This window comes from Streptomyces sp. bgisy159 (assembly GCF_057707805.1).
Map to the genome: position 1 here is coordinate 1 of NZ_JBYIQX010000111.1, position 1,745 is coordinate 1,745.

Below are 1,745 nucleotides of genomic sequence, written 5' to 3' on the forward strand. Positions count from 1 at the left end.
TGATGTGGTGCAGCCACCACGGAATGTCAGGTCGGACGATTTGAGTCGACCAGGCGCGGTCGGCTTCGCCACGACGGGCGAAGGCAGCAGGCAGACCGGCAGCCGCAGCGATGCTGGTCCCACGGCGCCTGGGGCCCATGCTCCGATCAGCGCCGCTCGCGGACAGGTGCCGGACGTGTCAGAGGCAGCCACGATTCAGCAGTCCACGCTGAGCACCGCTCCGGCGCCCCACCTCGACATCGACTCAGTGAGCGTGTTGCCGCCACAGGGCCAGCCGGCCCGTACCGAGGGACACAGCGGACTGCCCTTCGCCGACCAGGTGAAGCACGAGACCCCATCGCAGCCAGGGGTGATTCCGCCCGCGCTCGGCAACGGCAGGGGAACGTCTCCGGGGCTGAGAGCAGGCCGGGCAGTCAGTGGTGCGGCCGGGCCAGTCACACCGGTCACCGGAACACCTAGGCAGGGCATCCCGGCCGCAGGCCAAAGCGGCCCGACAGGGACTGGAAGGGGACCGGTGGCAGGGCAACCATCCTTGCCGCCGAACCGCAGCGTTCCCCCGCACAGTTCCGGTCGGGCTCCGAACGGCCCGTCCAACGGCATCGTCGGTGGGCGCCCTGTCACGCCCCCGGCAGGAAGGCCCGCGGGCGCCCTCCCCCGAGGGCTGGTCGTCGGAGGCGAGCACCCGCCCACCCCCGGGCGTCGCGCCCGTGCCCCGCGCTGGGCAGCGAGGCGTGGTGGGGGCCAGCGCGGCCAACGGCACGCAAGCGCGAGAGGACGGAGCTCGCCGTAATGCCAACAGTTCACCTCAGCCTGCGTCGAGAGCAACGACCAACAGCGCAGGGAGCGGGCACCCACGGCGCACGGTCGAGGATGATGCGACCTGGCAGAAAAACGACCGCCGTGCCGTTCCGCCGGTCATCGACTGACGTGGTACGGGGATCCGGGGAACGGAGCAAGCTGAGTTGACGCGCACCAGAGGCACCCGATGCACGGGCCGCCACGCTGCGGCAGTGGCCGTCCTCGCCCTGCTGCTGATGGGTTCGGCAGCGCCGCCAGCCACCGCCGAGTCAACCCGTGAGCAGCAGTGGTTCTTGGAGGCGATGCACGCTGACGAGATGTGGAAGATCAGCACGGGTGAGGGCATCACTGTCGCTGTCGTGGACACTGGAGTCGACCCGGATAATCCGGACCTGAAGGGTCGCGTGCTGCCCGGCAAGGACCTGGCCGTGAAACAGCCGGGGGACGAGCACACCGACTACAACGGCCATGGCACCGGGATGGCCGGCCTGATCGCTGGGACTGGGGCGTACGGAGATGGAAAGGGCGCCTACGGCCTCGCTCCCGGCGCCGAGATCCTTCCTATCCGCATGCCGGACGTACATGACGACAGTCCATTCGCCGGCCCGAGCTACACAAGCAAAGCCATTCGCTTCGCGGTTGACTCGGGCGCTCAGGTCATCAACATCTCCGCAGGCTCGACGGCCCACTCCCCCGAAGAAACAGCGGCTGTGAAGTACGCCCTCGATCACGGATCGCTCGTTTTCGCTGCCGTGGGAAACAGCGGGGACGAGGGAAACCAGCCCGAATACCCAGGAGCCACGCCTGGTGTCGTAGGCGTCGCGGCGGTCGGAAAGGACCTGCGCCGCACCGCTTGGTCCCAATACGGGCCGCAGGTCGACGTGTCAGCCCCCGGCGAGGACATGGTCCACGCCTGCGGCGGCAAGACCGGCCTGTGCAAGACCAGC

1 protein-coding gene is annotated in these 1,745 nt (G+C 69.0%); it reads left to right on the forward strand.

Annotated features, from left to right (window positions below):
• Positions 1 to 1,034: 1,034 nt before the first annotated feature.
• The coding region (locus tag AC3ET3_RS36010) for a S8 family serine peptidase (protein WP_435613724.1) at positions 1,035 to 1,745 on the forward strand (711 nt) is incomplete at its 3' end.